This window comes from Comamonas sp. GB3 AK4-5, from assembly GCF_041320665.1.
Lineage (GTDB): Bacteria > Pseudomonadota > Gammaproteobacteria > Burkholderiales > Burkholderiaceae_C > Comamonas.
The window spans coordinates 2,729,389-2,754,441 of the sequence record NZ_CP166730.1 but is presented as its reverse complement, the minus strand read 5'-3'; the positions used below and the strand labels follow the sequence as shown (position 1 = coordinate 2,754,441).

Sequence of the window (25,053 nt, the reverse complement as noted above, 5' to 3'; positions counted from 1 at the left end):
ATGAAACGCTTCTACATCATTGGCTTTTTGGTGCTCATGGCGTTTGACACCCTGGCCCAGCTGAGTTTCAAGCAGGCCGGCAATGCGGCGCTGCCACTGGAGTTTTCATCTGAATGGCTGCTGCGCGTGTTCAGCCAGCCCTGGATTTACGGTGCCTTCGTCGGCTACATCGGCGCGTTTTTTTCGTGGATGACCTTGCTGCAGCGCGCGCCCATAGGGCCGGCGTTTGCCGCCTCGCACCTGGAAATTCTGTCGGTGCTGGCCTTTTCCTATTGGCTGTTCAACGAGCAGATCGGCTGGTCGCAAATCATAGGTTGCGGCTTCATCGTGGCCGGCATCGCCTGCCTTGCCATGAGCGAAACGTCGGAGGCCGAGGGCCATGAGGACACGGCAGGCCACGCGGGGGGTAATCCGGGCGCGGGTTCGACCAGCGCTGGGGTAGCCCATCTTGCCGAGCCTGACCGCCATGGCTGAGCCCGTGGTTCCGCCCACGGCGGGATTGCCGCTGGGCCTGGCCGACCTGTTGCCCTGGGGCGGTGGTGCTGACGACCTGGCGTCGGCATTGGCGCAATGGCTGGGCGTGCCTGCCGTGCAGCTTGAATGCTCGGGCACTTCGGCCCTCATGGTGGCACTGCGTGCGCTGCGCGCCATCGCGCCGCAGCGCGATGAGGTCATTGCTCCTGCCTATACCTGCCCCCTGGTGGCCTTGGCCGTGGCCCAGTGCGGGCTCAAGCTGCGCCTGTGTGATTTGCGTGCCGATGCGCTGGACATGGATGGCAATGTCTTGCGCAGCCTCTGCAGCCCGCAGACCCTGGCCGTCATGCCCACGCATTTGTGCGGGCGTGTGGCCGATGTGGCCCAGGCCCTGGCTTGCGCACATGCGGTGGGCGCCTATGTGATCGAAGATGCGGCCCAGGCACTGGGTGCGCGCCTGGGCACATTGCAGGGCGGCAGCCCGCTGGGTGAGCCCGTAGGCTGGCAGGGCGATATCGGTTTTTACAGCCTGGCCGTGGGCAAGGGCCTGACCACCTTTGAAGGTGGTGTGCTGCTGGCCCGTGATGAGCGTTTGCGCCAGGCCTTGGCGCGGGCTGGCGAGCAGGTCAGGCCCAGCCTGTTCTGGGAGCTGCGCCGCAGCGTGGAGCTGATCGCCTATGCGGCGCTGTACCGCCCACGCGGCCTGGCATTGGCTTACGGCGCACCGCTGAAAAAATCCCTGTCGCGTGGTGACTGGGTGGAGGCCGCGGGTGACGATTTTGACGACCTCATTCCCCAGCACCCTCTGGGTCGCTGGCGCCAGCGTGTGGGTGCCAGGGCCTTGCAGCGCTTACTGGCTTTTTTGCAGCAGACGGCACAACAGGCTGCCTGCCGCTGTGCACGCCTGGCAGCCCTGTCTGGCGTTGAAGTCGTGACAGAGGTGGGTGGCGAGGGCGCGAACAAGGCGCATGGAACCTGGCCGGTCATTTTGCTGCGCCTGCCAACCGCCGCTGCGCGCGATGCACTCATGGCCCAGCACTGGGGGGATGGCAGCGGGCTGTCCCTGCCTTTTGTGCATGTGCTACCCGACTACGGCCGCTACGACCATGTGCTCGCCGCGACCCGCAACGACAAGGTGGACTGTGCGCGTGACTGGGCTTCACGCCTGGTGGCCGTCAGCAACAGCCCCTGGTTGGACGGTGCGCGCTTTGAGCGGCTGCTGGCCCAGATCGCCAGGGCGGCGGGGCAAGCCCATACATGCGAGATGGCGCAAAGCTTGAAGGAATGACGCCTTTTGCATTCTGCGAAAGCCAGTCCGCCGTCCTCTCAAGGTTTGCGGCGGGCAAATAGCCCGAGGGGGATGGCGTTGCCATTGGCAAGATTAAGACCCATTCTCTTGGGCCTGCGGGTGTGCCTGGCGAGGCTTTTTGATGGCGCTGGGCCTGCAGGGGCTGGTGAGGGATTCGCGCTTTCAAGCGCTGGCGTAAGCTGCAGGGAGTGGAGGTCAACCATATGGTGAAAGCTGTTTGCGTCGAGGAGTGTCGATGATGGTGCGGTTGCTGGACCGCATCTGGGTGCGTTTCGGGCTGGCGGTCGCGGTGGCAATCGCCGTCACGCTGGCCGTGCTGACGACCAGCTTGCTGTTGTTCTGGAAGCTGGAAGAGGCCCGCTTTTATCGCACGCTGCCTGCGGAGGTGCGCGTGGAGTACGACCAACTGGTGGCGCAAGGCCTGGATGAAGGACCGCGGGCCATGCAGATCTATGGTGAGTACTGGCGCGGCGACCCCTGGGGCAGCGAGCGCTTTGCCCTGTTGTTTGCACTGATGCTGGGCTTGCCTTTCGGCCTGGCGACCGGGTTTTGGGTGTCTCGGCTGGTGACGCAGCCGCTGGCCTCCATGGCGGAGGCTGCCACCCGGGTGGCAGTGGGCGACTTTGCCGTGCGAGCGGAAGGCGGGCACGCGCGCGGTGAGATGGCCGAGATGGTGCGGGACTTCAACCACATGATCGATTCGCTCGAGGCGCTGGACCGCGAGCGGCGCATGACGGTGGCCTCGCTGTCGCATGAGCTGCGTACGCCGCTGGCCGTGTTGAGCGCCCGCTTGCATGCCATTGTCGATGGCGTGATTCCGGGCAGCGACGAGGAAATGAAGGGGCTGCTGCAGCAGTCGCTGCACCTGGGGCGGCTGGTCACGGACCTGCACACGATCTCACTGGTTTCCGCAGGCCGGCTGTCGCTGCACAGCGAGCGGCTGGATCTCGCCAACCTTGTGCAGGAAGAGCTGGCGCGCTTTGACACGCGCTTGCAGGAGAAAGGCTTCGAGGTCGACATTCAACTGCCTGCAGATGCAGTGCCGGTGCGGGCCGATCTGAATCGCATGCGCCAGATCGTTGGCAATTTGCTGGAGAACTGCCTGCGCTATGCCGTCAGTGGCCGCTGGATCGGTGTGGTGCTGACCACCCGCGATGGGCAGGTCACGCTGGAGTTCAGCGACGCGGGGCCGGGCTTGCCGGACACCATGCGTGAGCGGCCTTTTCAGCGTTTTCCGAATCAGCCTGGTGGGCGGCACAACGGCTCTGGCCTGGGGCTGTCCATTGTGCAATCCCTGGTGGAGCTGCAGGGCGGCCGCGTTGAGGTGGGAACCTCGGCGCGTGGAGGCGCCTGCATACGGATTCACTTTGCCCTTGTCGCAGAAGGCGCCGATGTCGCATAGCCACAGCGTGCGCGCTGTTCTGGCCACTTCCTGCCTGACCTCCCTGCTGCCGAGGGTGTCAGGCGCTGCTTGAGCCGAGTGGAACGCGGGCCCAAGCGCAGGAGGGCTGCTAAGTAGGGGGGCTTTGGCTTTCAGCGTAGCGCCGCCAGCCAATCCAGCAATTGCAGATTGAAGGCGTGCTGGCGCGCTTGCCAGCGGGGCAGCTCGGCTTCTTCGCGCTCGGTTTTCTGGCCATCGGCCGCGCTCAGCCAGCGCTTCCAGGCACTGCGGTATTGCCAGGTGGAGACATCGCCGGTGACATCGCTGCCCACCAGCCGGCCGCGCAATGCGGGCAGCAGCTGTTCCAGATGGGCCTCGCGCATCTGGCCCTGGTCCCAGTTGGTGCGCACCACATCGGGCGCGAAGACATCCTTGTCTATGCTCAGGTAGACCGGATGGCACGACTGTGCCAGCTGGCCTGCTGCGGCCGTGATCAAGGCGTCGGTGTGCGAGAAGGAGCGGAACCGTTCACCCAGGCCCAGATACCGGGCCCAGCGGGTGTTTACGCCGCAGCTCCAGTAGGTGAGCTTGCCGGCGCGCAGTGCGGCCAGCTGGTGTTCCCAGGCATGGCCCAGGCTCAGGTCGTTGGAGGTGATGCCTATGACATGCATATGCGCCACCTCGGGCAGCAAGGCCACATGGCGCACCCAGGAGCCGCAGTGCACGCCCCAGGGGAAGCGCATATTGTCCGGGTGGTTGTCCAGCACCACGATTTCCACCGGCTGGCGCTGGGTGTGCAGGCAACGGAGGATCAGCGGCAAGCTCAGGTGATGGAAGTCGCCGCTGCCCATGAAGACCGTGCCATGGCCGGAAAAGCTCGGCATCAGGGGCTCCAGCCCGTCCATGCGCGCTTGCAGCGTGCTTTGGCTGCAGCCAAAGCGCACGGCTTCACGCCAGTCATCGCTCAGGGGGATGCGGATCTCGCCCGGCAGCGGGCCCACCGAGGCGTCGGTATCGAGCACCAGAGGCGGTGGTGTCATGTGCTGGTTTCCTGCAGCCATTGCTTGTCCATTTCAAAATGAGCGGAGAGCCGCCGCGCGAGGGCGCGCAGCAAAGCGTTGCGCACGTAAACGGCGTGGCGGGTCGGCGTAAAGCACGCACCGAGCTGGGCCTTGACCTCGGGATCGGTCCAGCCCGCGACATAGTGGCTCAGGCCTCGCTCCAGGGCGTACTCCAGGTTCACCATCCAGCTGACGAAGTAAAGATTGGCCTCGCGTGCGGCCGGGTAGGACAGGCCTATGTATTTGTCGATCAGCTTGCCGCCATGCTCAAAGCACAGATTCCAGCCCAGCAGGGCGCCGGGCTGGCCCGCTGCATCCAGCGCGCGGTATTCAAAGACCAGGCCGGCGTTGTCGGCATCGCGCAAGAGATCCGCAAAAAACGCGCGCGTGAGCTTGTCGAAATGGATGTCGCTCTGCGCGTACACGGCTTCGAACAAGGCGTAATAGGCATCGATGCGGGCATCATCGGCAAAGGCCGGCCCCGTGGGCACCCGCTCTATGTGCAGCTGGGCGCGGCTCTTGAGCTTGCGTCGCAGATTGCTGCGCCGGCTTTTGGAGAGGCGACCCAGGTATTCGTCCAGGTTGGAGAAATCCATGCGCACATAGGCCAGAGCCTGGCCTTCGAGCAGGAGAAAGCCGTTTTGCTCCAGCGCCTGGGCCAGCGCGCGCGCATGGGCGTTGTCCGCATCGCTGAGCAGGGGCGAATCCTGGGGCAGGTCCTTGACGATGGTGAGCAGAGTGCGGCCCGCGCATTGGCGCAGCGCTGCGGCTTGGGCCTTGGCGTCTGCCCCTTGCGGAAGTACGGCGTATTCGCTGACCGTGGTGCCGACAAAGTCGGTGGTCAGGCGCAGGCGGCGGCTGAGCCAGGGCCCGCCCGGAAAAGACAAAAGACGCGCCTTGAGCGCGTCGTCTGCGGTAGTCAATAGATCGAACGGGGCCGTAAAAGCCGGTGCCGGCCAGTGTGGCAGCAAGGCAAATCCTTGGGGAGGATGCGCCATGAACTGCTGCAGCAGGCCAGAGGGTTCGAGCTGGTTGCGAAAGCTTTGCTGCTCCATCTCGCTTTTCTTTGTATTCGGTTTTCCATGTGCCTGCATGGCCTGTCGCACTCGAAACCGGCACGGTGCAAGCCAGGGACGCCTAGCAAGGGCCGCCCCGCAGTGAGGGCGTCGTCCCCCTCCCGCGTAGCGAGAGAGGGGGAAGGCGCGCAGCGCCTCAGGGGAGCTTACTTTTTCGCTTTGGTGAGCAGTTGATCCAGCAGCACCATGGCTTCGTCGATCTCGGGGCGGGTGATCATCAGCGAGGGCGCGAAGGTGATCACGTTCTTGTAGTAGCCGCCCACGTCCAGCACCAGGCCGCGCTTTTGGCCTTGGTACTCGAGGCCGCCTTCCAGACCGATGTCCACCATCTTGTCCAGCAGGGCCTTGTTGGGTGTGAAGCCGTCTTCGGTGCAGATTTCGGCGCGCAGGGCCAGACCCAGGCCATCGACATCGCCGATTTCCTTGTGGCGCTTTTGCAGCTCCTTGAGGCCTTCGAGGAAGTAGGCACCGGATTCGCGCACCTGGCGGCCGAAGTCCATTTCGTGGGTCATCTTCATGACTTCCAGGCCCAGGGCCGTACCCAGGGGGTTGGAGGCGAAAGTGGAGTGGGTCGAGCCGGGCGGGAACACCGTGGGGTTGATCAGCTCTTCACGTGCCCACAGGCCGGACAGGGCGTTGAGGCCATTGGTCAGCGCCTTGGCAAACACCAGCACGTCAGGCTTGATGCCGAAGTTCTCCACCGACCACAGCGTGCCCGTGCGCCAGAAGCCCATCTGGATTTCGTCGACCACCAGCAGCACGCCGTGGTCGTCCAGCACCTTCTTCAGGCCCTTGAAGAAATTGGGAGGCGGTACAACGTAGCCACCCGTGCCCTGGATGGGCTCGATGTAGAAGGCCGCGTACTCGCACTGGTTGGTCTTGGGGTCCCAGACCGCGTGGTATTCGTTTTCGAACTTGCGTGCAAATTCGCGCACGATGGAGTCCGCATACTCTTCCGAGGTCATGCCCTTGGGGCGGCGGAAGGGGTAGGGGAAGGGGATGAACTGTGCGCGGTCGCCAAAGTGGCCGTAGCGGCGGCGATAGCGGTAGCTGGAGGTGATGCTGGAGGCGCCCAGTGTGCGGCCGTGGTAGCCACCTTCAAAGGCAAACATCAGGCTTTTGCCACCGGTGGCATTGCGCACGACCTTGAGCGAATCCTCGATGGCCTGGGCGCCGCCCACGTTGAAGTGCACGCGGCCGTCATTGCCCCATTTTTGCTTGGCATCTTCAGCGATGAACTTGGCCAGCTCGATCTTGGTGGGATGCAGGTACTGGCTGGCGACCTGGGGCAGCGTCTGCAGCTGCTCGATCATCTTGGCCTCAAGGCGCTTGTTCTTGTAGCCGAAGTTCACGGCCGAATACCACATCTGCAGATCAAGGTAGGCCGTGCCTGCATCGTCGTACATATAGCTGCCTTCGCAGCCCGAGAAGATCTTCGGGGGATTGACGTAGTGGACGGTGTCCCCGAAAGAGCAGTACTTGGCTTCGTCAGCTAACAGACGGGTGGTGTCGATGGACATGGATGCGGCTCTCCAAAAAAGGCATTCGGCGGCAGTGTGCAAGGCCTAGTTGGATCGACGGTTGATGGATGATGGATGGAATGTGGAGACGACGCGTTCGGGCCTTGCGTGGTGTGCCGCAAGCAGCGGGCTCAGGCTTCGGCCGCAAGGTGCCGGTGTGGGCGAGGTGGGCTTGCGGTTGCGGTGACCTCCCCGACAAGGTGGGAGTTCGATTCTCGGGCGACACTCCGGGTAAAATCGAGGGCTTTGGGATCGAACCTGCTGCGCTTGGGCCGAATAGGGTGCAAGCTGCAAGTCCGGTCTTAGAAGCGTGTTCACGATCTCTACGCAGGCGCGCCGCGAGGAGATCGTGAACACGCTCTTCGGTGAGACGGCTCTGCAAGGAGCGTTCTCTACCCGCTTTCGTGCTCCGGCAGCATCTTGTGCTTGGCGCACACCGAAACCATATATCCATGAGCACTCCCACTTTTTCCGTTGCCGATATCCGCAAGTCGTTTCTAGACTTCTTTGCATCCAAGGGCCACACCATTGTGGAATCGAGCCCGCTGGTGCCGGGCAACGATCCCACTTTGATGTTCACCAACTCCGGCATGGTCCAGTTCAAGGACGTGTTTCTGGGTACGGACAAGCGTCCCTACAACCGCGCCACCAGCGTGCAGACCTGCTTGCGCGCCGGCGGCAAGCACAACGACCTGGAAAACGTGGGCTACACCGCCCGCCACCACACCTTCTTCGAGATGCTGGGCAACTGGTCGTTTGGCGACTACTTCAAGCGCGAATCGCTGAAGTGGGCCTGGGAGCTGCTGACCGAGGTCTACAAGCTGCCCAAGGAGCGTCTGCTGGCCACCGTCTACGAAGAGGACGACGAGGCCTACGACATCTGGACCAAGGAAATCGGTCTGCCCCCCGAGCGCGTGATCCGCATTGGCGACAACAAGGGCGGCCGCTACAAGAGCGACAACTTCTGGATGATGGCCGACACCGGTCCCTGCGGCCCCTGCTCGGAAATCTTCTACGACCACGGTGACCACATTGCCGGTGGCCCCCCCGGCTCGCCCGATGAAGACGGTGACCGCTTCATCGAAATCTGGAACAACGTGTTCATGCAGTTCGACATGGACGAGAAGGGCAATGTCAAGCCGCTGCCCGCTCCCTGCGTGGACACCGGCATGGGCCTGGAGCGTCTGGCTGCCATCTTGCAGCATGTGCATGGCAACTACGAGATCGACCTGTTCCAGGCCTTGATTGCTGCGGCCGGCCGCGAAACCCATATCGCCGACCTGAACAATCCTTCGCTGAAGGTGATTGCCGACCACATTCGCGCCACCGCCTTCCTGGTGGCCGATGGCGTGATTCCTTCCAACGAAGGCCGCGGCTATGTGCAGCGCCGCATCGTGCGCCGAGCCATCCGCCATGGCTACAAGCTGGGCCAGAAGACCCCGTTCTTCCACAAGCTGGTCAAGGACCTGGTGCTGGCCATGGGCGATGCCTACCCCAAGATCCGCGAGCAGGAAGCGCGCATCACCGAGGTGCTGAAGGTGGAAGAAGAGCGCTTCTTCGAGACCCTGGCCCACGGCATGGAAATCCTGGACAGCGCCCTGGCAGGTGATGTCAAAGTGCTGCCCGGCGACGTGGCCTTCAAGCTGCACGACACCTATGGCTTCCCGCTGGACCTGTCCAACGACGTGGCGCGCGAGCGCGGTCTGACGGTGGACGAGGCCGGCTTTGCGGCCGCCATGGAAGAGCAGAAAACCAAGGCCCGCGCGGCCGGCAAGTTCAAGATGGACCGTGCGCTGGAGTACACCGGCGCGGCCAATACCTTCACCGGCTATGCCCAGCTGGCAGAGTCTGCAAAAATCGTAGCGCTCTATGCAGATGGCAGTAGCGTGAACGAGCTGCAAGCCGGTCAATCCGGCGTGGTGGTGCTGGACACGACGCCTTTCTACGCCGAGTCCGGCGGCCAGGTGGGTGACCAGGGCCAGATCACGGCTGCGGCTGGCCGCTTTGCGGTGGAAGACACGCTGAAGATCAAGGCCGATGTGTTTGGCCACCATGGCGTGCTTGCGTCCGGCAGCCTGAAGGTGGGCGATACCGTGCAGGCTGAAGTGGATACAGCACTGCGCGCTGCCACCATGCGCAACCACTCGGTGACCCACATCATGCACAAGGCCTTGCGCGAGGTGCTGGGCAGCCATGTGCAGCAAAAGGGCTCGCTGGTGAATGCCGAGCGCACCCGTTTCGACTTTGCCCACAACGCTCCGGTGACGGCCGAGCAGATCCGTGAGATCGAGCAGCGTGTGAACCAGGAAATCCTGGCCAACACCGCTACCGATGCGCGCGTGATGGACATCGAATCCGCCCAGAAGACCGGCGCCATGATGCTGTTCGGCGAGAAGTACGGCGAGACCGTGCGCGTGCTGGACATTGGCACCAGCCGCGAGCTGTGCGGTGGCACCCACGTGCAGCGCACCGGTGACATCGGCCTGTTCAAGGTGGTGGGTGAATCCGGTGTGGCCGCTGGTGTGCGCCGTATCGAAGCCGTGGCCGGCGCCAATGCCCTGGCCTATCTGCAGTCGCTGGAGTCCACCGTGGACCAGGCCGCTGCCGCCTTCAAGGCCCCGGCTGCCGAGCTGACCCACCGCATCGGTGGTGCGCTGGAGCAGATCAAGTCGCTGGAAAAGGAAATCGCCGCCCTCAAGGGCAAGCTGGCTTCCAGCCAGGGCGATGAGCTGCTGACCCAGGCCGCCGACATCAAGGGCGTCAAGGTGCTGGCAGCCAAGCTGGAAGGCGCAGATGCCAAGACCCTGCGCGAGACCATGGACAAGCTCAAGGACAAGCTGGGCGCGGCCGTGGTGGTGCTGGCCGCCGTGGACGGCGACAAGGTGCAGCTGGCTGCGGGCGTGACCAAGGCCGAGACCGCTAAGGTCAAGGCCGGTGAGCTGGTGAACTTTGTGGCCCAGCAAGTGGGTGGCAAGGGCGGCGGCAAGCCCGATATGGCCATGGCCGGCGGCACCGACGCTGCCGCCGTGCCCGCAGCGCTGGCCTCGGTCCAGGCCTGGGTTGCAGAGCGCCTGTAAAACCTGCGCGTTATATCCCCATCAAGCCCGCCCTGTGCGGGCTTTTTTGCGTTGTGGGCTGCTATGAAAGGTTTATCCGTTTTACAGCGGCCATCCATCTGGCCGCTGTGGGAGACGAGGCAGCTTGGGTTGGCTCCGGCTAGCAGCCTGGATTGATTCCTGGATTAGCGCACTGGCGTGCAAGATCGGCGCAGGTCCAGGTCCAGGTCCAGGTCCAGGTCCAGGTCAGCGGACAGGGAGCAAGGGCCTATGCCGGCCGCACCGCACCGCCCCGCAGCCAAGGCCGTCGCCCCCTCGGGGGGGACGGGGCGCCGCGGGCGGCTCAGGGGGCGCTAGAACAGCTCTATGTCCTCATGGGCCACCTTCAGGCCCAGATTGCCTTCGGACAGCAGGCTTTCGTAGTGGCAGACCCGGTTGCGGCCGTTTTGCTTGGCGAAGTACAGCGCCTGATCGGACTGCCCGATGATTTCCACCGGTGAGCACAGCCTGGTGCTGCTAAAGCCCAGGCTGACGGTGACCTGCCCGATTTGCGGGAAGGGATGGGCTTCCACGTTGCGGCGAAAGCGCTCGAAGATTTGCTGTGCATCTTGCAGGGTTACCGAGCGCAGCAAGATGACGAATTCTTCGCCGCCAAAGCGGAAGATACGGTCCTGGGCGCGGAACGAGGTGCGCAGCAGATTGGCCACCAGGATCAGCACCTCGTCACCAAACAAATGGCCATAGCGGTCGTTGACTTGCTTGAAATGGTCGATGTCCACCACGGCCAGCCATTGCTGGGGCAGCTCGCTGCTGCCGGTCAGCTCGGGGAGGCTGATGGGGGCGTTGGCAGCCAGGCTGGCAAAGCGGATGAACTGCTCTTCAAAGGTCTTGCGGTTGAGCAGGCCGGTGAGGGCATCGCGCTCGCTGTAGTCCAGCAGGCTTTGGTAGTTTTGATAGACGCGGAAGATGCTCATCAGCACCTCCATGCGCCGGGCACTGAAAGGCCGGGACTGGGTGATTTCCACGCAGGTGCGGGCCTTGTTGTGCATCCACACCGGCAGCCACAGCACATAGCGCCGTCCGGGGTAGCTGTGGCTGAAGCTGCTGAGCGCTTGCGCTATGCCTTCGGCCAGCGGTGCAATGCTGTGCAGGGGCTGGCTTTGTGTGTCCGCCAGGGCATCGCTGCCACTGGTGACCATCTCACCGCCCTCCGACCAGGTGCGCGGGCGCACCACCCAGCCTTCGGGCATTTCCGACAGCTCCAAGGCCCGCACATAGGTGACATGGGGCAGCTGCTGCAAGGTGGACAGCACGGACACCTCCAGGCGGAGGTGGTCGCGGTGGCCTGTCATCTCTACCAGGTTCTGGAGAATTTGCATGCGGTCTTGGAATCGACGAAGAAGCACCTGGGTGTCAGATGCGGTGGAACACCAGATCCCAAACGCCATGGCCCAGACGCAGGCCGCGGTTCTCGAATTTGGTCAGTGGGCGGTAGTCGGGCTGTGGTGCATAGCCCGACACACTGTTGCGCAGCAAGGGTTCGGCACCCAGCACTTCCAGCATTTGCTCGGCGTAGGGCTGCCAATCGGTCGCACAGTGAATGTAGCCACCTGTTTTCAGGCGGGCGGCCAATTTGGCAACAAATTCGCTTTGAATCAAGCGCCGCTTGTTATGTTTTTTCTTATGCCAGGGGTCTGGAAAGAAGATGTGTATGCCGTCCAGGCTGCCCTCGGGCAGCATCTGGTCCAGCACCTCCACGGCGTCATGCTGCAGGATGCGGATGTTGTGAATGTCCTGCTCGCCCAGGCGTTTGAGCAGGGCGCCCACGCCGGGTTCATGCACTTCGCAGCACAGGAAGTTGTCGTCCGGGCGCACTCGGGCAATATGGGCGGTGGCTTCGCCCATGCCAAAGCCGATCTCCAGAATCAGCGGGGCGCTGCGGCCGTAGGTGGCGGCTGCGTCCAGCGGCGCAGGCTGGTAGTTCAGAATGAATTGCGGGCCCAGATCGGCGAAGGCCTTGGCCTGGCCGGTGGTCACGCGGCCTGTGCGGCGCACAAAGCTGCGGATGGTCTTGGGAAAGGGAACGCCTGCCGGCGCTTGGCCTGGCAAGGTGGGGGCTGCATCAGCAGCGGGGTTCTTTGGAATATCGGTCACGGGCCGCATTGTAAAAGCCTTGCCACACCTGCACCCAGGTGTGTAAGGCGCACGCAATTCTCGTGCCTTGGGGCAGCTGGGGCAATTGCAGTGCGGCAGCGGCTTGATTCAGCACAAACAAGGGGTTTTGCAGGTCCAGCGCGGGGGCGCCATGCTGCTTGGAGAGTTTTTCGCCATTGGCCATGCGCACCAACGGGGTATGCAAATAGCGGGGTGCCGGCCAGCCCAAGGCCTGCTGCAGCAGCAACTGGCGCGGGGTGTTGTCGGCAAGGTCTTCGCCGCGCACCACATGGGTGATGGCCTGCATGCCGTCATCCACTACCACGGCCAGCTGGTAGGCGTACAGACCGTCTGCGCGCAGCAAGATGAAGTCGCCGGCCTCGTCTGCGAGCTGCTGGGTCTGTGGGCCCAGGCGGCGATCCTGCCAGTGCAGGCAAGCGTTCTCTATGAAAAAAGGAGCAGCCCTTGCGCATGTAGTCTGCGCAAGCGTGCTTTTTTCTGCATATTCTTCCAGCCGAAAGCGCCAGCTGCGGGCGGAGCGGCCCTGCAGGCCCTGGCGGCAGGTGCCGGGGTAGGGGCGCTCCACATGCCGGGCATGGGTCAGGCCCTGCTGGGCCCAGGCCGCTTCCAGGTCTTTGCGGGTGCAGGCACAGGGGTAGGCCAACTGCCTGGCCTGCAGCTGCTGCAGGGCGCGGGCATAGTGGGCGTGGCGCTGTGATTGCCAGGTCGGGGGCTCGTCCGGAACCAGGCCGCAGGCAGCCAACTGCTGCAGGATCAGTTGATCCGCGCCGGGCTGGCAGCGCGGGGGGTCGATGTCTTCGATACGCACCAGCCAGGTGCCATCATGGGCGCGGGCATCCAGCCAACTGGCCAGGGCGGCGACCAGGGAGCCCGCGTGCAAAGGGCCGGTGGGCGAGGGGGCAAAGCGGCCACGGTAGTGGGCGGTGGTAACGGAAGCAGGCATGCAGAAAAGCGGTATCGCAGGAGGTGGCCTGGCAGGCGGAAGCGCCTGCCAGGCACCGCACCCAGGGTGTGGGGGCCCTGGGTGCAATCAGTGGGCGTGGTCTGCCTGCTCGGCAATGGCCAGCGCCAGCTCCAGGCCGGAGAGGAAGGCGTCTTCCACCCGCATGCCCACGCACCAGTCGCCGCAGATGCCGAACTGCTCCTGCGAATCCCAGGCAAAGGGCTGGCCCAGCGGTGCGGTGGTGCGGGCATGGGGCCACAGGCGCACATCCATGTGACCGGGCTGGACGCGGATGCCGGTGACTTCGCTGAAGGCCTTGTGCAGCTTGGCCAGCACGCGCGCCGGGCTGTCGTTGAGGTGTTTTTGCGACCAGTCGGCGCTGGCGTGCACGGTCCAGCGCTCGAGCAGCGAGCGCCCGGGCTTGGACGACTCGCGTGCCAGCCATGCAATGCGGTGGTGGGTGCTGCTGGCCACGTTCCAGTTGGGGCCCAGCGTGGTCATGCCAGGCTGCATGGCCTGGGGGTAGGAGAGCATCAGCGTCCAGCAGGGGGCCATCTGCACTTCCGACAGCGGCAGCAGCAGCGGGCTTTGCACGGCGCTGCTGCGCAGCAGCTGGGTGGCGGCAGGCGCAGGGATGGCCAGCACCACGGCATCAAAGCCGGCAAACACGCTGGGTGAGCCTTCGGGGCCGGCAACGCGCAACTGCCATTGCGCGGGCTGCAGGCGGTCACGCTCCATGGCCAGCACTTCGGTACCGGTGTGCAGCATGCCAGCCTGGGCCAGCGGTGCCGCCCAGTTGCGCACCAGGTCGCCCATGCCTGGGCAGGCTACCCAGTGGGGCTCCTGGTTGTTGGGGCGTGCGATTTTCTTGCCGCTCTCGTCCAGCACCACGATGGTGGTGGCGCTCCAGGGGCGGCACAGGCCTGGCACGGTGACATCCAGTGCCTGGGCAAAGCGTGGGTCGCGCACGGTGAAGAATTGCACCCCGGAATCAAAACTGCCCTTGCTGGTGTCAATGTGGTCCATACGGCCGCCGGCATGGGCGGCTTGCTCGAATACGCTGACGCGAAAACCAGCTTGCACCAGGGTGCGGGCGCAGGTGGTGCCGGCCATGCCGGCGCCGACGATGGCGATGTGATAGGGGCGGGAAGCGGGGGGCAGTGGAGCGTCAGAGGCTGCGGGGCGCGACATGGAGAGTCTCCGTGGATGGGGTATGAGGGGAGGGGGTTGCACAGCGGTCACACTCTACACCGCATCCATCCTGCTGCCGGGCAGCGGGGTGGCGTGGGTCAACAGGGCATGGCGGGTGGTGGGGCTTTCCAGCTGTTCCAGCCACCATTGCAAGGCCCTACCTGGCCGGGTGTGAACCGAGGGCGTCCAGGCATAGCGTAGGCGTATGGTACGCGTGGGCCTGGTGACATCCTTGACCAACAGCAAGCCTGCTTCAATATAAGGAGCAGCCATGGACTCGGGCAGAAAGCCGCAGCCCAGACCGCGGATCTGGGCTTCGATCTTGGCGGGCATGCTGTCCACCGTGAGGGTGTCTTGTCCCCCCAGCAGGCCGATGCTGGCGGCCTCGCGCATGCCGGAGTCGGCCACCACGATCAGTCTATGGGCCAGCAGGGTTTCGTCATCAATTGGGGTGGTGGCCTGTGCCAGTGGGTGGTGGGGCGCCACGGCAAAACAAAAGGTCATATCGCCCAGGTCACGCGTTTGCAGGCTGTGGCTGTTGTTGGGCTGCACGCTCACGCCAATGGCCAGGTCGGCGCGGCCCGAGGTGAGCGTCTCCAGCGTGCCCGACAAAATGCCTTCCACCAGCTTGATGCGGGTGGGTGGCTGCTGGCCGTAAAAGGATTCGACCAGATCCAGCAAGGTGCGGCGGTGGATGACGCCGTCGGCCACAACAGTCAGTTGCGGCTCCCAGCCAGTGGCCACGCGTTTGACGCGGTGGGCCACGGCGTCCATGTCCTGCAGCAGCCGGTCGGCTTCCTGCAGCAGGGCCTGGCCGGCCTCGGTGGGCTGGGCCTGGCGCGAGCGGCGGTCGAACAGCAGCACATCCAGTGCTTCTTCCATTTGGCGCACGCGGTAGGTCAGGGCGCTGGGCACCAGGCCCAGGCTGCGCGCAGCAGCGGCAAAGCTGCCGGTCTCGGCAATCACCCGCAGCATGGACAGGCTGTCAGGGGTGAGCACGTCGCGGGGATGGGGCATGGGAGGGCAAGGGTGCAAAAGATTTGAATGATGCCATCAAAGCGCTCGGCTCCCGCTTGCCCGGCAGGCATTTACAGTGAGAAACATCGCTGCACCAGTGCGGCCCACACACTTTTTCTGGAGGCCTTGATGATCCATATCCGCCAATCCGCTGACCGGGGCCATGCCGACCATGGCTGGCTCAAGTCCAAGCACAGCTTCTCGTTTGCCAACTACTACGACCCCGCCCACATGGGCTGGGGCAATCTGCGCGTCATCAACGAAGACCGCATTGCCCCGGGCACGGGTTTTGGCTCCCATGGACACCGGGACATGGAAATCGTCAGCTATGTGATGTCCGGTGAGCTCTCGCACAAGGACAGCATGGGCAACGAGCAGGTGATTGCGCCAGGCGAGGTGCAACGCATGACGGCCGGCACCGGGGTGGTGCACAGCGAGCACAACCATGCGCCGGGGCAGACCACGCACTTTCTGCAGATCTGGCTGCTGCCATCCCAGCAGGGACAGGCACCGGGCTACGAGCAAAAGCATTTCCCCGATGCGCAAAAGCACAACCAGCTGCGTCTGGTGGCATCGCCCGATGGTGCCGAGGGCTCGGTGCATCTGAATGCCGATGCCCGCATCTATGCCACGCTGATGGATGGCAGCGCGCCGCTGTCGCTGAACCTGCCCGCAGGGCGCAAAGGCTATGTGTTTGTGGTGGCGGGCAGCGTGCAGCTCAATGGGTATGCGCTGTCGGCCGGGGATGCGGCCCTGTTGGAGCAAGAGCCCCAGCTGACGCTGGACCAGGCCCGGAACGCCGAATTGCTGGTGTTTGATCTGCAGGGGTGAGGTTCACGCCCCCTGAGCAGCAGCGCCGTGCCGCTGCTCGGACACATCTTTCAGCGGCCCAAAACAACGCTGGCGCAGGGTAGACCTGCGTCAGCTGCTATGGAAAGGAGGGTGCGCCAAGCACTTGGCTGCCGTTCAGGCGTACTCCACCGGCGTCAGCATGGTCTTGATCTTGTTGGCCAGCTGGGCCACGGCCAGGGCGGCAGGGCTACCGGGCATGCTGTGCAGCAGCAGCTGGCGGCGCATCACCGACTCGCGCACTGCCTTGTCGGCGGGAATATCGCCCATGTGAATCAGGCGCATGGGCTGGCCGGACTCGGTGCTGACAAAGCGGTTGAGCACCTGCTGCAGCTGGCCGGTGATGGCACGGCCGTCACCGGGGCGTGCGGCCTGGTTGATGACCAGGCGCATGCTGTTGCGCTTTTGCTGGGTGGTCAGCACCTTGATGGCTGCATAGGCATCGGTCAGCGAGGTGGGCTCGGGCGTGGCCACGACCAGCACTTCGGCGGCCAGCGACACGGAAAACAGCACCACATCCGAAATGCCGGCGCCAGTGTCCAGCAGCACCACGTCATAGCGTGGGGCCATGGTGTCGATGACATGCATCAGCTGGTTGCGGATTTCCGGCGTCAGGCGCGAGTACTCGACCATGCCGGAGCCCGCCAGCAGCACCGAGAAGCCGCCGGGTGCAGTGATCACGGCCTCTTCGAGCGTGGCCTTGCCGGTGAACACGTCATGCAGCGTGACCTTGGGGTAGAGGTTGAGCACCACGTCCAGATTGGCCAGGCCCAGGTCGGCGTCGAGCACCAGCACGCGCAGGCCATGGCGGGTCAGCGCGGCAGCCAGATTGGCAGAAACAAAAGTCTTGCCTACGCCACCTTTGCCACTGGTGACGGCCATGATGTGTGCGCGCGGACCGCGCGCAGCCGGTGCGGGTACCGCTTGGGCGCTCGCACGGGGTGGGGTAGGAGGGGACAGCACGTCGCTCATCTTGTTGCTTTCAGTTGACGTTGCCGGCGGTAGGTAGATCCGCAGCGCTGTGCATTGTGGCACCCTCCGAGCTGTCCGCCCAGGTGGATGGCATGGCATTGAGGGGGGCAAAGAGCAGGCTTTTTTCCTCTGCGCTCACGGTGCTGTCGGGCTGCTCCTCGATATGTACGCAATTGCGGCCGCCGCTCTTGGAGCGGTAGAGCTGTTGGTCGGCGCGCTCCAGCCACAGCTGGCGGGTGCTGCGAATCCATTGCAGTGCAAAAGCGCCGCCAATGCTTACAGTTACTTGCAACTCTTGCACGGGACTGATGCGAACACGCACGCTTTCCACCGCGCGGCGCACGCGTTCGGCCACGGATTTGCCGAAAGCGGCGTGGCAGGCCGGCAAGATGATGGCGAATTCTTCACCTCCAAAGCGGACCAGGGAGTCCATGGGGCGCACGCTGTCGGACAGAACCTTGGCCACGGCCTGCAGCACCAGGTCGCCGGCACCATGGCCGTGGGCGTCGTTGATGTGTTTGAAGTGGTCGATGTCCAGCATCAGCAGGAGAGCAGCTTCGCCAGAGCGGGCCACACGGTCCAGCTCGCCGTCGATCAGGCTGAACAGCTGACGGCGGTTGCCCAGCCCTGTCAGCGGGTCTTTGAGTGATAGCTCGCACAGGCCATCAATCAGCGCTTGCAAGTAGTGCGCCGTATCGCCAGGATCTTGCTCGGGCAGCTGGTCTCGGCCTACCAGGGCGCGAGCTGTCTCCAGGTGCAAATCCTGTAGCGATATTTGTGGGGAAGCCTCGAATCCAGTCACGAAAAATGTACAGAAGTGTGACTGCAGTGTATCAGTCTCGTGCACGCTCTGGCGGCACCGGCGAATTTGGCGACGGTGGTGTGTGCTGGAGGGTGGAGAGCGCTTGGGCATCGGTTCGATAAAGCACTAAATCGGGGCTGGGCACCAATGCACCAGCGCGTGAAAGTATCCGTTCCACGGGAAGTTTCATTCCGCCGATATGCAGGGCAATTCCCTGCTTTTGCAGGGATAGGCGCAGCCGCATGAACATTTCCACGCCCGTCACATCGATGCGGTTGACGGGTTGCGCTGCCAGATACAGCACACGGATGTCGCTGCGCCCGGCCAGGGCGTCGCTGATGCGGTGCTCCAGGGCGCTGGCGGAGGCAAAGTCCAGCGCCGCATCCATGCGCAGGGCCAGCACGCCGGGGGCGATGGGCGGCAACTGCCACAGATGCCGGTCGCGCAGACTGCCATCTGGATGGGGGGCCACCTCGATGATGCGGGGGTGCAGCCGCTGGTAGAGGAAATATCCCAGGCTCAGCACAATGCCGGCCAGCACGCCCCAGTACATGCGGGGGGCGGTCAGCAAGGTCAGCAGCAGGGTGGCCACGGCAATGCCGCCTTCGATCCGGGACAGCTTGAAGAGATAGAGGATGGCGCGGGGCTTGATCAGATTGACCACGGCCGTGATCACGATGGCCGCCAGCGCCGACTGGGGCACATGGTAGAGGGCTGGAATAAACCACAGCACCACCACGATGACCAGGGCAATGGCGAACAAATTGGCATAACCCGTCTTGGCGCCGGCCAGCAGATTGACGGCCGAGCGTGAAAAAGAGGCGCTGGTGGCAAAGCTGCCAAACAGTCCGGCGCTGATCTTGGACACCCCTTGGGCGATCAAGTCCTGGTTTTCATTCCAGCGCGTGCCGGCCTGCTGGTGCTCCACCTGGGCGCTGGAGGCGGTCTCCAAAAAGCTCACCAGCGCAATCACCAGCACCGGCATGACCAGGGCGGTGAACGCCTCCCACTCCAGCCATCCGGGTGCCTGGAAATGGGGCATGCCGCTGGGCAAATGGCCCACCACCTGGCCGCCTTCATCGGCAAAGCCGGTGGCCCAGCTGATGCATCCTGTCAGCGCGATGATGACTATGGCCGAGGGAAAGGCCGGCCGCCAGCGCTTGGCCAGCGACAGCAAGGCAATGCTGGCCGCGCCATAGGCAATGGAATGCCCATCGAAATGCTGCCAAGAGGGGGTATGCCACACGGCAGTCCAGCTTGAATGCAGCCCTAGCAGCGTGGGCAGTTGCGAGGCCAGAATCAGCAGCGCAGCCGCCTGGGTAAAGCCCGTGAGCACGGGCGAGGTCACCAGATTCAGCAGCCAGCCCGCACGCACCAGGCCCAGCCCCCATTGCAGCAGCCCCGCCAGAATCGCCATCCAGGCTGCCAGCTGCACCCATTGGGCCGAGCCTGGCTCGGCCATGCCCGACAGGGAAGCGCCAATCAGCAGCGCACTCAGCGCCGTGGGGCCCACGCCCAGGCGGGGAGAGCCGCTGAACAGCACGGCCACCAGGGCCGGGATGATGGAGGCGTAAATACCCGTGATCAGCGGCATGCCTGCCAGCGCTGCATAGGCCACGCCCTGGGGCAGCAGCATCAGGCCTACGGTCATGCCTGCCCACAATTCGCCGCGCAGCAACTGAGGGGTGGGGCGTGGCCAATCCAGGAACGGGAAGATGGAAGCAAGCGAACGTGGCATGGCCGCATTGTCTGTGATTTGCAGTGCAATCACTGTCCTGCACGTATTCCATGCGCTTGGGCTGCTATGGTTTTTCTAGAATTTGCACCGGGCAAAAAGCGGGCAAGGCCTGGGTGCGCACCGCCGGTACGGAAATCCGGAGTTGTCCTACAGGTCGGGGTGTGGCCCCCTCGGCATAGTTGCCTGTGGAAAATACGTACACGAAGCCCGTGCAGTTTGCGGAGGGCTTCATTCTTGGCAATAAGAGAAGGAGACTGTCATGAGCAAGCCTACCCAACGCATTGCACAGATCATTGCCGTAACCGCCCTGGCTTTTGGCCTGGCCGCTTGCGACAAGCCCGCTGAAAGCCAGACCGCGGGTCAGAAACTGGACGAGGCGATTGCCAACACCGAGCAGGCCGCAGGCAATGCGGCCGCTGAGGCCAAGACGGCTGCGGTGGATGCGTCCACCGCAGCGCTGAACGCGGCCTCCGGCGCCACCGATGCCGCCAAGGTCGCAGCGGCCGACATCAAGGATGCAGCCCAGGAGGCCGGCACCGCAGTGGCTTCCGTGGTGGATGCCGCAGCCATCACCGCCGCAGTCCATGCCGGTTTGCTCAAGGATGCGGAGCTCCGGATGCTGAAGATCCAGGTGGCCGCCAAGGACGGGGTGGTGACACTCAGTGGTGAAGCCCCCAACCAAGGCGCCAAGGACCGTGCGGGTGAAATCGCCAAGGCGGTGCAGGGCGTGAGCACCGTACAAAACGATCTGACGATCAAGGCCGGTTGAGTTCGCGTCCACGAGCTCTCTCCAGCCCATTCTTCCCCCCATTCCCCGCGTAGGGGCTTGCCGAGCGCAGGCTCCCGCTTTATTCACAGGCTGCCTCACTCGCAGCCTGTGGTGTTTCTGCTGCGGCCATGTCCCCTCTGTGGCGGTCGAGCGAGCGGTCGCCCCCGGGCTGCGGCTAGGATAGGCGGGCTATGACCTCATCCCATTCCGATACCGCACAGGGCGCGGCGCGTGATCTGATCACCCAACTGGTTCACCATCCCTATACGCCACCGGCCGGCTTTGTCTCCCCGCAGCCGCCGGTGCACAAGGGCTCCAGCGTGTTGTTTCCCAATGTGGCTGCCATGCGCGAGCGCCGCTGGCTGGACAAGAGCAGCTACACCTACGGTCTGCATGGCACGCCCACCACCTACCAGCTCGAAGAGCGCCTGTGCGCGCTCGAGGGCGGCTTGCAGTGTCTGCTGGTGCCCAGCGGGCTGTCGGCCCTGACCACGGTGTCGCTGGCGCTGCTCAACGCAGGCGATCAGGTGCTGCTGCCCGACAACGCCTACGGCCCCAACAAGGATTTCACCGAGATCGAGCTGAAGCGCCTGGGCATTGACCATGCGCTTTACGACCCCATGAACCTGGCCGATCTGCAGGCCAAGATCACGCCCGCCACCAAGCTGGTGTGGCTGGAGGCTCCGGGCTCGGTCAGCATGGAGTTTCCCGATCTGATCGCCATGGTGCAGCTGTGCCGCGCGCGCGGTGTGACCACGGTGCTGGACAACACCTGGGGCGCGGGCCTGGCCTTCAGGCCCTTTGACCTGCTGGCCGACGGCGGCAGCCTGGGGGCGGACATCACGGCCCATGCGCTGACCAAATACCCTAGCGGCGGCGGCGATGTGCTCATGGGCAGCATCATCACCCGCGACGCCGGCCTGCACATGCGCATCAAGCTCACCCATATGCGCCTGGGTATTGGCATTGGCGCCAACGATGCCGAGCTGCTGCTGCGCTCTCTGCCCAGCGTGGGCCTGCGCTACCGGGCCCATGATGTGGCCGCGCGCGCGCTGGCGCAGTGGCTGGGGCAGCAGCCTGCCGTGGTCCAGGTGCTGCACCCGGCATTGGAAGGTGCGCCCGGCCATGCGCATTGGCAGGCCTTGTGCGGAGCCGCCAATGAGGGCCAGGGCGCGGCGGCCGGCCTGTTCAGCGTGGTGATCGACCCCCAGCACAGCCAGACTGCGGTGGACCGCTTTTGCGACAGCCTGCAACTGTTCAAGCTGGGTTACAGCTGGGGCGGCCCCATCAGCCTGGTCGTGCCCTACGAGATCGAGCGCATGCGCAGCCAGCCGCATACGCAGCTCAAGGCCGGCACGGTGGTGCGTTTCGCCATTGGCCTGGAGCAGGTTCAAGACCTGCGCGCCGATCTGGCACAGGCACTGACCAAGGCCTTTGGCTGAGCCTCACGCAGCCAGCCAAACAAAAGCCGGGCATTGCCCGGCTTTTGTTTGGTGGGAGAGGGCGTGAACGTGTCAGCGGCTGCCCGACAGGTCCATCTCTTCGTAGCGCACGATGCGCGTGCCCTTGGTCCACTTGTAGCCAAACCAGATCAGCAGGAACAGGGGCAGTCCGATATAGGTGGCGATGGCGCCCACCCAGTCGATCTTGTCGGAGAGGAAGTTCTCGTAGTTCTGGCCCAGGGTGATGATCAGGCACAGCACAAAGGCGAACACCGGGCCAAAGGGGAAGGCCGCAGCGCGGTAGGGCAGCTGGTTCAGGTCAAAGTTCTGCGCCTCGCAACCCTTGCGGAAGCGATAGTGGCTCACCGCAATGCCCAGCCAGGCGACAAAGCCGCACATGCCCGAGAGATTCAGCAGCCAGATGTACACCGCCTGGGGGCTGAAGATATTGGTCAGAAAGCACAGGGCGGCAATTGCCGTGGTGGCCAGCAGCGCCATCATGGGTACGCCGCGCGCATTCACGCGGGCAAACACCTTGGGGGCCATGCCCTGCTTGGCCAGCGCATACATCATGCGGGTGGAGGCATACATGCCCGAGTTACCAGCCGACAGCACCGAGGTCAGCACCACGGCATTCATCACCGCTGCAGCGCCCAGCAGGCCGGCGCGTTCAAACACCAGGGTGAAGGGGCTGACGCTGATGTCGCCCAGCTCGTTCTTCAGCAGCTTGGGGTCGGTATAGGGAATCAGCAGGCCAATGATCAAAATGGCGAAGACATAGAACAGCAAAATGCGCCAGAACACCTTGCGGATGGCGCGCGGCACGTTCTTGGCCGGGTCTTCGGATTCGCCAGCGGCAATGCCGATCAGCTCCGTGCCCTGAAAGGAAAAGCCCACCACCATGGCCACACCGATCAGCGCGGCAAAACCACCGGCAAAGGGGGCGTCGGCAATGGTGAAGTTGGCGATATTGCCCCAGACACCCTCGGGCGCACCGCCCTGCAAAATGCCCAGAATCATCAGCAGACCCACGCCGATGAAGACCAGCACCGTGAGCACCTTGATGGCCGCGAACCAGAATTCCGACTCGCCAAAGCCGCGTGCGGACAAGGCATTGAGGCCGAACATCAGCGCCAGGAACAGCGCGCTCCACATGACGCCGTTGATATCGGGGAACCAGTAGGCCATCACCAGTTGGGCGGCCACCAGGTCCACGGCAATCGTCACCGCCCAGTTGTACCAATAGTTCCAGCCCAGGGCAAAGCCAAAGCCTTCATCCACATACTTGGCGCCGTAGGTGGCGAAAGAGCCGGAGACCGGCATGTGCGAGGCCATTTCGCCCAGGCTGGTCATCAGGAAGTAGACCATCAGGCCCACCACCATATAGGCCAGCAGCGCGCCGCCAGGGCCGGCCTGCGAAATGGTGGCGCCCGAGGCCACGAAAAGCCCTGTGCCAATGGAGCCGCCAATGGCGATCATGGACATGTGGCGGGCCTTCAGGCTGCGTTGCAGCGAAGGGCCTTGGCTGGGAAGAGAAGAATCAGCTGCCATGGTGCAGATGTGTCGTCCAAAAAAACAATGTGCCAGGCAAGGGCCTGGCACTTCTTGCCCGCGCCAAAAGACAAAGGCCGCAGCAGCGGCCTTGAAACAGGGCGGGAACGTTCTGGCGTGGATTGTCTGCGATGGAATGCGTCGTCGGTGACGATGGCGTTAATGACCCTACATCCGGTTAAGCGTCTCTAATGTGGAGCGTCTGCATGAGGTATGCGGGTCTGAGGAGGCTGTAAACAGGCTCTAATATCTAATAGTTACCTGAGAGGCAATAGCCTTGCAGAGTGAGTGACCAGGAGTTTTGTATGACCGAGCACACCGAAATTCAAATCCAGCGCATCGCCCCGCGCAGCAGCAGTCTGGGCGAAGGCCTGATGGTGGCGCGCACCTTGCCCAGCCGTGGGCGACGCCTGATTGGCGCCTGGTGTTTTCTGGACCATATCGGTCCGGTGCAGTTTGCGGCCGAGCAGGGCCTGCATGTGGGCGCGCATCCGCACACCCGGCTGCAGACCTTTACCTGGATGATTGAAGGCGAGCTGCTGCACCGTGATAGCCTGGGCAGCGAGCAGGTGATACGCCCCGGCCAGGTGAACCTGATGACGGCAGGCCATGGCATTTCCCACACCGAAGACTCCGTGCAGCCCGGCCAGCGCATGCATGCCGCCCAGCTGTGGATTGCGCTGCCGGATGCTGTGGCCGACTGTCCACCGGACTTTGCCCATTACCCCGAGCTGCCGCAGTGGCGCGATGCACAAGCCCCCGCCGTGCGCTGCAGCCTGATGGCAGGGCAGTACGGCGGCCACCAGGCGCCCACGGCCGTGCATTCCCCGCTGCTGGGGCTGGAGTTGCTCCATGACGGAAAGAATGCCGCCACGCTGACCCTGACCCTGGATGCCGCCTTCGAGCATGGATTGATGGCCTTGGAGGGCGGTTTCACCCTGGCGGGAGAGGACTTCTCCATGGACGAGCTGGCCTATCTGGCGCCCGGGCCCAGGCAGCTGACGCTGCAGCTTGCGCCCGGCGCCCGCGTGCTGCTGCTGGGCGGCCAGCCCCTGAATGAGCCGGTGAGCATGTGGTGGAATTTTGTCGGCCCGGACCTGGCCACCATTCGCGGCTACCGCGCCGATTGGGAGGCTGCCAGCCCCCGTTTTGGCAGCGTGCCGGGCGGGGAAGACCGGCGCATCCCCGCGCCTGCGCTGCCATGAACGCGCGCAGCACCCTGTGGCGGACCCAGCTGGCCATGGCGCTGTTCTGGCTGGCGGCGCTGGGGGCACTGTATCTGGCCATGGACCGCTGGCTGCAGCCCGCCGCCGTGACCGTGCAGGCCGACGGCAGCTTGCAGCTTTCCCGCCACCGCGACGGCCATTTCTATGCCGATGGCAGCATCAATGGCCAGCCGGTGCGCTTTCTGGTGGACACCGGCGCCACGGCCATTGCCGTGACCGATGCCCTGGCCGAGGCGGCCGGATTGCAGGGCGGACGTGAGGCCACTTTTTCCACGGCCAATGGCGAGCGTCCCGGCCGGCTGGTGCGGGCCGACACCGTGAGCGTGGGGCCGCTGACGGTGCGCCGGCTCACCGTGGGCACGGGCTACACCGGCGACACGCCGCAGTCCGCCTTGCTGGGGCAGAACTTTCTCAAGCAGTTCGAGGTGCGCATGGCGGGGGATGTGATGGTCATTCGCTCCCCCTGAGGCGCTGCGCACCTTCCTTCGAGGGGACGGCGGC

At 64.2% G+C, this 25,053-nt stretch carries 21 protein-coding genes; 9 read left to right on the top strand and 12 right to left on the bottom strand.

Going from position 1 to position 25,053, the window contains the following annotated elements; all coding sequences use genetic code 11:
• From ACA027_RS12390 to ACA027_RS12380, 3 genes are all read left to right on the top strand, one after another.
• Positions 1-474 carry a multidrug efflux SMR transporter gene (locus tag ACA027_RS12390; RefSeq protein ID WP_370678537.1) on the top strand — a complete coding sequence of 158 codons (474 nt, stop codon included), beginning with the start codon at positions 1-3 and terminating at the stop codon, positions 472-474.
• Positions 467-1,762: a DegT/DnrJ/EryC1/StrS family aminotransferase gene (locus ACA027_RS12385; protein ID WP_370678536.1), complete on the top strand. Its 1,296-nt coding sequence runs from the start codon at positions 467-469 to the stop codon at positions 1,760-1,762. Before ACA027_RS12390 ends, ACA027_RS12385 begins: the two co-directional genes overlap by 8 nt.
• Before the next feature lie 256 nt (positions 1,763-2,018).
• Positions 2,019-3,185 (top strand): sensor histidine kinase, encoded by a 1,167-nt coding sequence (locus tag ACA027_RS12380; RefSeq protein WP_370678535.1) that lies wholly within the window; start codon positions 2,019-2,021, stop codon positions 3,183-3,185.
• A 131-nt stretch (positions 3,186-3,316) separates the two neighbouring features.
• Here ACA027_RS12380 and ACA027_RS12375 read toward each other — a convergent pair whose 3' ends face one another.
• The 3 genes from ACA027_RS12375 to ACA027_RS12365 all read right to left on the bottom strand — a co-directional run bounded on the left by ACA027_RS12375 (position 3,317) and on the right by ACA027_RS12365 (position 6,821).
• A complete protein-coding gene (locus tag ACA027_RS12375; RefSeq protein ID WP_370678534.1) occupies positions 3,317-4,204 on the bottom strand; it encodes a hypothetical protein in 888 nt (295 codons plus the stop codon).
• On the bottom strand, positions 4,201-5,280 hold the full coding sequence (locus tag ACA027_RS12370) for a peptidogalycan biosysnthesis protein (RefSeq protein ID WP_370678533.1): 1,080 nt from the start codon (positions 5,278-5,280) through the stop codon (positions 4,201-4,203). The genes ACA027_RS12375 and ACA027_RS12370 overlap by 4 nt, the downstream gene beginning before the upstream one ends.
• Positions 5,281-5,447: 167 nt before the next feature.
• Positions 5,448-6,821 carry an aspartate aminotransferase family protein gene (locus ACA027_RS12365; protein WP_370678532.1) on the bottom strand — a complete coding sequence of 458 codons (1,374 nt, stop codon included), beginning with the start codon at positions 6,819-6,821 and terminating at the stop codon, positions 5,448-5,450.
• Between the two features lie 452 nt (positions 6,822-7,273).
• Between ACA027_RS12365 and alaS the strand changes: the two genes are divergently transcribed.
• Positions 7,274-9,898: an alanine--tRNA ligase gene (gene alaS / locus ACA027_RS12360; protein WP_370678531.1), complete on the top strand. Its 2,625-nt coding sequence runs from the start codon at positions 7,274-7,276 to the stop codon at positions 9,896-9,898.
• 332 nt (positions 9,899-10,230) lie between these two features.
• Here alaS and ACA027_RS12355 read toward each other — a convergent pair whose 3' ends face one another.
• From ACA027_RS12355 to ACA027_RS12335, 5 genes are all read right to left on the bottom strand, one after another.
• On the bottom strand, positions 10,231-11,256 hold the full coding sequence (locus ACA027_RS12355; RefSeq protein WP_370678530.1) for a GGDEF domain-containing protein: 1,026 nt from the start codon (positions 11,254-11,256) through the stop codon (positions 10,231-10,233).
• A 34-nt stretch (positions 11,257-11,290) separates the two neighbouring features.
• Positions 11,291-12,040, bottom strand: coding sequence for a tRNA (guanosine(46)-N7)-methyltransferase TrmB (trmB, locus tag ACA027_RS12350; protein WP_370678529.1), 750 nt, complete (start codon positions 12,038-12,040; stop codon positions 11,291-11,293).
• Entirely contained in the window at positions 12,000-12,995 is a 996-nt protein-coding gene (gene gluQRS, locus ACA027_RS12345) for a tRNA glutamyl-Q(34) synthetase GluQRS (RefSeq protein WP_370678528.1), read from the bottom strand. Before gluQRS ends, trmB begins: the two co-directional genes overlap by 41 nt.
• Positions 12,996-13,082: 87 nt before the next feature.
• Positions 13,083-14,186, bottom strand: a complete 1,104-nt coding sequence (locus ACA027_RS12340) for an NAD(P)/FAD-dependent oxidoreductase (protein WP_370678527.1) — start codon at positions 14,184-14,186, stop codon at positions 13,083-13,085.
• A 54-nt stretch (positions 14,187-14,240) separates the two neighbouring features.
• Positions 14,241-15,203 carry a LysR family transcriptional regulator gene (locus tag ACA027_RS12335; protein WP_370678526.1) on the bottom strand — a complete coding sequence of 321 codons (963 nt, stop codon included), beginning with the start codon at positions 15,201-15,203 and terminating at the stop codon, positions 14,241-14,243.
• 129 nt (positions 15,204-15,332) lie between these two features.
• Here ACA027_RS12335 and ACA027_RS12330 point away from each other — a divergent pair, with 129 nt between their 5' ends.
• The gene (locus ACA027_RS12330; RefSeq protein ID WP_370678525.1) at positions 15,333-16,034 is read left to right on the top strand and encodes a pirin family protein; all 702 of its coding nucleotides are present in this window, start codon (positions 15,333-15,335) and stop codon (positions 16,032-16,034) included.
• A 135-nt stretch (positions 16,035-16,169) separates the two neighbouring features.
• On the opposite strand, the gene ACA027_RS12325 is transcribed toward ACA027_RS12330, so the two are convergent.
• From ACA027_RS12325 to ACA027_RS12315, 3 genes are read right to left on the bottom strand one after another with little or no spacing between them, the layout of a single operon-like run.
• On the bottom strand, positions 16,170-17,024 hold the full coding sequence (locus ACA027_RS12325) for a MinD/ParA family protein (RefSeq protein ID WP_370678524.1): 855 nt from the start codon (positions 17,022-17,024) through the stop codon (positions 16,170-16,172).
• Between the two features lie 10 nt (positions 17,025-17,034).
• On the bottom strand, positions 17,035-17,826 hold the full coding sequence (locus ACA027_RS12320; protein ID WP_370678523.1) for a GGDEF domain-containing protein: 792 nt from the start codon (positions 17,824-17,826) through the stop codon (positions 17,035-17,037).
• Positions 17,827-17,857: 31 nt separating this feature from the next.
• Complete coding sequence (locus ACA027_RS12315) at positions 17,858-19,564, bottom strand: SulP family inorganic anion transporter (RefSeq protein ID WP_370678522.1); 1,707 nt, start codon at positions 19,562-19,564, stop codon at positions 17,858-17,860.
• A 259-nt stretch (positions 19,565-19,823) separates the two neighbouring features.
• Between ACA027_RS12315 and ACA027_RS12310 the strand changes: the two genes are divergently transcribed.
• Both ACA027_RS12310 and ACA027_RS12305 read left to right on the top strand, forming a co-directional pair.
• Entirely contained in the window at positions 19,824-20,333 is a 510-nt protein-coding gene (locus ACA027_RS12310) for a BON domain-containing protein (protein WP_370678521.1), read from the top strand.
• A 191-nt stretch (positions 20,334-20,524) separates the two neighbouring features.
• On the top strand, positions 20,525-21,775 hold the full coding sequence (locus ACA027_RS12305; RefSeq protein WP_370678520.1) for a PLP-dependent transferase: 1,251 nt from the start codon (positions 20,525-20,527) through the stop codon (positions 21,773-21,775).
• Positions 21,776-21,847: 72 nt separating this feature from the next.
• Here the strand turns inward: ACA027_RS12305 and ACA027_RS12300 are convergent, their stop codons facing one another.
• Positions 21,848-23,326 (bottom strand): amino acid permease, encoded by a 1,479-nt coding sequence (locus tag ACA027_RS12300; RefSeq protein WP_370678519.1) that lies wholly within the window; start codon positions 23,324-23,326, stop codon positions 21,848-21,850.
• Between the two features lie 305 nt (positions 23,327-23,631).
• On the opposite strand from ACA027_RS12300, the gene ACA027_RS12295 reads away from it, so the two are divergent.
• A complete protein-coding gene (locus tag ACA027_RS12295; RefSeq protein WP_370678518.1) occupies positions 23,632-24,531 on the top strand; it encodes a pirin family protein in 900 nt (299 codons plus the stop codon).
• Positions 24,528-25,019 (top strand): TIGR02281 family clan AA aspartic protease, encoded by a 492-nt coding sequence (locus ACA027_RS12290; RefSeq protein ID WP_370678517.1) that lies wholly within the window; start codon positions 24,528-24,530, stop codon positions 25,017-25,019. The genes ACA027_RS12295 and ACA027_RS12290 overlap by 4 nt, the downstream gene beginning before the upstream one ends.
• Positions 25,020-25,053: the final 34 nt, after the last annotated feature.

Excerpts from the sequence above, each read along its gene's own strand:
- ACA027_RS12390 (WP_370678537.1), top strand. The coding sequence starts at position 1 with ATGAAACGCTTCTACATCATTGGCTTTTTGGTGCTCATGGCGTTTGAC.
- ACA027_RS12385 (WP_370678536.1), top strand. The coding sequence starts at position 467 with ATGGCTGAGCCCGTGGTTCCGCCCACGGCGGGATTGCCGCTGGGCCTG.
- ACA027_RS12380 (WP_370678535.1), top strand. The coding sequence starts at position 2,019 with ATGATGGTGCGGTTGCTGGACCGCATCTGGGTGCGTTTCGGGCTGGCG.
- ACA027_RS12375 (WP_370678534.1), bottom strand. The coding sequence starts at position 4,204 with ATGACACCACCGCCTCTGGTGCTCGATACCGACGCCTCGGTGGGCCCG.
- ACA027_RS12370 (WP_370678533.1), bottom strand. The coding sequence starts at position 5,280 with ATGGAGCAGCAAAGCTTTCGCAACCAGCTCGAACCCTCTGGCCTGCTG.
- ACA027_RS12365 (WP_370678532.1), bottom strand. The coding sequence starts at position 6,821 with ATGTCCATCGACACCACCCGTCTGTTAGCTGACGAAGCCAAGTACTGC.
- alaS (WP_370678531.1), top strand. The coding sequence starts at position 7,274 with ATGAGCACTCCCACTTTTTCCGTTGCCGATATCCGCAAGTCGTTTCTA.
- ACA027_RS12355 (WP_370678530.1), bottom strand. The coding sequence starts at position 11,256 with ATGCAAATTCTCCAGAACCTGGTAGAGATGACAGGCCACCGCGACCAC.
- trmB (WP_370678529.1), bottom strand. The coding sequence starts at position 12,040 with ATGCGGCCCGTGACCGATATTCCAAAGAACCCCGCTGCTGATGCAGCC.
- gluQRS (WP_370678528.1), bottom strand. The coding sequence starts at position 12,995 with ATGCCTGCTTCCGTTACCACCGCCCACTACCGTGGCCGCTTTGCCCCC.
- ACA027_RS12340 (WP_370678527.1), bottom strand. The coding sequence starts at position 14,186 with ATGTCGCGCCCCGCAGCCTCTGACGCTCCACTGCCCCCCGCTTCCCGC.
- ACA027_RS12335 (WP_370678526.1), bottom strand. The coding sequence starts at position 15,203 with ATGCCCCATCCCCGCGACGTGCTCACCCCTGACAGCCTGTCCATGCTG.
- ACA027_RS12330 (WP_370678525.1), top strand. The coding sequence starts at position 15,333 with ATGATCCATATCCGCCAATCCGCTGACCGGGGCCATGCCGACCATGGC.
- ACA027_RS12325 (WP_370678524.1), bottom strand. The coding sequence starts at position 17,024 with ATGAGCGACGTGCTGTCCCCTCCTACCCCACCCCGTGCGAGCGCCCAA.
- ACA027_RS12315 (WP_370678522.1), bottom strand. The coding sequence starts at position 19,564 with ATGCCACGTTCGCTTGCTTCCATCTTCCCGTTCCTGGATTGGCCACGC.
- ACA027_RS12310 (WP_370678521.1), top strand. The coding sequence starts at position 19,824 with ATGAGCAAGCCTACCCAACGCATTGCACAGATCATTGCCGTAACCGCC.
- ACA027_RS12305 (WP_370678520.1), top strand. The coding sequence starts at position 20,525 with ATGACCTCATCCCATTCCGATACCGCACAGGGCGCGGCGCGTGATCTG.
- ACA027_RS12300 (WP_370678519.1), bottom strand. The coding sequence starts at position 23,326 with ATGGCAGCTGATTCTTCTCTTCCCAGCCAAGGCCCTTCGCTGCAACGC.
- ACA027_RS12295 (WP_370678518.1), top strand. The coding sequence starts at position 23,632 with ATGACCGAGCACACCGAAATTCAAATCCAGCGCATCGCCCCGCGCAGC.
- ACA027_RS12290 (WP_370678517.1), top strand. The coding sequence starts at position 24,528 with ATGAACGCGCGCAGCACCCTGTGGCGGACCCAGCTGGCCATGGCGCTG.